This is a genomic window from Pseudoalteromonas sp. SWXJZ10B, from assembly GCF_015864475.1.
Classification (GTDB): domain Bacteria; phylum Pseudomonadota; class Gammaproteobacteria; order Enterobacterales; family Alteromonadaceae; genus Pseudoalteromonas; species Pseudoalteromonas arctica.
The window spans coordinates 1-3532 of record NZ_JADYXD010000046.1 but is presented as its reverse complement, the minus strand read 5'-3'; the positions used below and the strand labels follow the sequence as shown (position 1 = coordinate 3532).

4 protein-coding genes are annotated in these 3532 nt (G+C 38.5%); 1 reads left to right on the top strand and 3 read right to left on the bottom strand.

The window, feature by feature from the left end; genetic code table 11:
* Positions 1-410 precede the first annotated feature (410 nt).
* From I6F54_RS20055 to rph, 3 genes are read right to left on the bottom strand one after another with little or no spacing between them, the layout of a single operon-like run.
* Positions 411-791, bottom strand: coding sequence for a diacylglycerol kinase (locus I6F54_RS20055; protein WP_007583384.1), 381 nt, complete (start codon positions 789-791; stop codon positions 411-413).
* A 56-nt stretch (positions 792-847) separates the two neighbouring features.
* Positions 848-1492, bottom strand: coding sequence for an orotate phosphoribosyltransferase (gene pyrE, locus I6F54_RS20050; protein ID WP_007583381.1), 645 nt, complete (start codon positions 1490-1492; stop codon positions 848-850).
* Between the two features lie 18 nt (positions 1493-1510).
* Positions 1511-2224, bottom strand: coding sequence for a ribonuclease PH (gene rph, locus I6F54_RS20045; RefSeq protein ID WP_197142794.1), 714 nt, complete (start codon positions 2222-2224; stop codon positions 1511-1513).
* A gap of 179 nt (positions 2225-2403) precedes the next feature.
* Here rph and I6F54_RS20040 point away from each other — a divergent pair, with 179 nt between their 5' ends.
* Complete coding sequence (locus tag I6F54_RS20040; RefSeq protein WP_002958889.1) at positions 2404-3264, top strand: YicC/YloC family endoribonuclease; 861 nt, start codon at positions 2404-2406, stop codon at positions 3262-3264.
* Positions 3265-3532 lie beyond the last annotated feature (268 nt).

Genomic DNA, 3532 nt, shown 5'->3' with positions numbered 1-3532 from the left:
CTAAGTAGGTTGGCTGTTAGAACTCAATCTGTACGAGTGCCCACACAGATGATTGCTTTATATTGTTAAAGAACGTTGCGATTATAAAGTTAAACTTTATCTCGCTAGGGCTGCGCATATTACGCTTTCCTATTTTTTTGTCAACACTTAAATTTAAACTTTCTAAAAATATTCTATCTAAGTTTTACTTAACACCCTGAGTTGTTCGTGCCTCGCTATGCGTTGGCGTTTCCCGTCTCAGTGGGTCGCATTATAGGGAGATCCGAAAACAGATCAACCCTTTTTTGAAGAAAACTTGAAATAATGTGCTGTTCGCTGAGTATTTGAGCTAAACACGTTAAAAACACAACATAACTAGCAAATTATTAACAACTAAAGGTGTTTAAACTTCACTAATATTAAAAGTGAGCTTAAACGATCTTCATATAAAGACTTACACCCCATATGATCAATACGATCGTTAATGAAAGTGTTACGGCTGCAGATCCCATATCTTTGGCTCTACCTGACAATACATGCAATTCTGTACTTACTCGATCTGTTAATGCTTCAATGGCAGAGTTTAGCAATTCAACAATTAGAATAATAAGCAGTGAGCTAATTAGTATTGCCCAGTGTAATAATGATGAAGCAAGCCAAAATGAAGTGGGGAATAATATAAGGCTTAGTAATAGCTCTTGTCTAAATGCAGCTTCTTCTTTAAATGCTGCTTTAAAGCCAAGATAGGAGCAATAGGTTGCTTTGAAAACGCGTTTGAGGCCTAAGCCATTTGGTTTTAATACATCTTTCATTAATAAACTCTATGAATGAAGGTCAAAATAAAGCCCCGCACTGCGAGGCTTTTTATTTATGCTACGCCGTATTGATCACGGTAAGCTTTAACTGAGGCTAAATGCTCGCCCATCGTTCCTTGGTTTTCAAGGTAACTAATAAGGTCTGCTAATTTTACAATAGAAATTACTTTGGTATTAAAGTCGCGTTCAACTTCTTGAATAGCTGATAACTCGGCTTTACCTTTTTCTTGGCGATCTAATGCAATTAAAACACCACTAAGGTCTGCACCATTTTGTGCAATAATTTCCATGGACTCACGAATAGCGGTACCTGCGGTAATTACATCATCAACTAGCATTATTTTGCCATTGAGTTCTGAGCCTACTAATGTACCACCTTCACCGTGTGCTTTTTTCTCTTTACGGTTAAAACAGTACGGTACATCTTTATCATGGTGATCTGCTAATGCAACTGCCGTCGTTGTTGCTATTGGGATACCCTTATACGCGGGACCAAATAGTACATCGTACTCTATCGCTGAATCTTCTAATGCTGATGCATAAAAACGACCTAAACGTGCTAAGTCACGACCTGTATTAAACAAACCAGCATTAAAAAAGTAAGGACTTATGCGCCCTGACTTTAAAGTAAACTCACCAAATTTTAATACCTGCTTCTCTAGAGCAAATTCTATAAACTCTTTTTGATAATCTTTCATATCTAGTGGCCTACCTATTTATGCTAATGCTTGCTTTTGTACGTCAATGATCTCACGAATAGAATGTTTAGCTAAAGTAAGTAACTCATCTAGCTCATAAAACGAGAAAGGTTCGCCTTCGGCTGTGCCTTGAATTTCTATAATTTTACCTGTTTCGGTTAAAATTACATTCATATCAGTTTCTGCTGCTGAATCTTCAATATATTCTAAATCGCTAATTGCTTGGCCTTTGTATATACCTACTGAAATAGCTGCAATCATATGCTTAAGTGGGTTTGAATTAATCATACCCTTTGCACGCATGTGCGTTAGCGCATCAACAAGTGCAACACATGCACCACTTATAGAAGCAGTACGTGTACCGCCATCTGCTTGGATTACATCACAGTCAATGGTGATTGTGTTTTCGCCAAGTGCTTTTAAATCAACAGCAGCACGCAGTGCACGTGCAATTAAACGTTGAATTTCCATAGTACGACCGCCCTGCTTACCACGTGCAGCTTCTCGAGCATTACGCGTATGCGTTGCTCGCGGTAACATACCGTATTCAGCATTGATCCAACCTTTACCCTGACCTTTCATGAAACGAGGAACGCCCGATTCGACAGTAGCTGTACAAAGTACTTTGGTGTTACCAAACTCAACAAGTACTGAGCCTTCAGCATGCAAAGTATAATTACGTGTAAATGTAACAGGTCTAATTTGGTTAGGTGTTCTTTCGCTTGGACGCATTGACGATCCCCTTAATTCAGAATTTGCGACATTATAAGTGTATGTGGGTATAGATACCATGCTGATTTAAATAAATAGCTGTATGCAAAATATTCAGTGTATTAAATTTTCCCTAGAGCTTAAGCGGTGTTACGGTATAATCATCGTAATATTGTATTTATAAATTTAGGAAAATATCCATGATCCACAGTATGACAGCTTATGCGCGTCGCGAAATAAAAGGCGATTGGGGAACTGGCACTTGGGAAGTTCGTTCAGTGAACCAGCGATACCTTGAAACATTTATTCGCGCACCAGAGCAATTTCGTGGCATGGAGCCAGTTATTCGTGAGCGTTTACGCAAACACTTACAACGCGGTAAAGTTGAGGTTTTTTTAAAGTTTGTAGCAAATCCTGCCCATGTTGGTGAGCTATCAATTAACCAAGCCCTTGCTGAGCAACTTATAAATAGCGCGAAATGGGTTCAACAGCAAAGTAATGGCGACATTAATCCTGTTGATATATTACGTTGGCCTGGTGTTATGGAAGCTGAAGAACTTGATATGGATAGCGTTAATACAGCACTAATTGCTGGTCTTGATCAAGTAATCGAAGATTTTAAATCAGCTCGTGGCGATGAAGGTGCAAACCTTGAAGAAATGATAGCAATCCGCCTTGATGCGATTTTAGAGCAAGTAGAAATTGTAGAAACGCACATGCCTGAGATTGCTAAGTGGCAGCGTGAAAAACTGGCTCAAAAGCTAGAAGACTTAACAGCAAACATTGACGAGTCACGCCTTGAACAAGAACTTATTTATCTTGCTCAAAAACAAGATGTAGCTGAAGAATTAGATCGTTTAAAGTCTCACGTTAAAGAAACTAAAAAAATCCTTAAAAAAGGTGGCGCATGCGGCCGCCGCCTAGATTTTATGATGCAAGAATTTAATCGTGAAGCTAACACGCTAGCATCTAAGTCTATCAATAGTGACATCACTACTGCCGCTGTAGAGTTAAAAGTATTGATTGAACAAATGAGAGAACAAATTCAAAATATTGAATAGTTTTCAGCCAATTATGGCATATTCATAACTTATCAAAACCCGGGCTAGGCTCGGGTTTTTTATTAATACCAATAATGATATTTTGAATGTTGTTACCAAGCATCTTCGTCTAATGTGAGATCCTCACCTTCAAATCACTCTTTATTTTAGTCATTAAAAAGCCCGAGACTAAGTTCGGGCTTTTTGGTAATAATTAGCTAGGCTAATAATTACGCTTTGAACGTTACTACAACGCACCTACGCCTAAAGTAAGAGCGCCACCTTCATA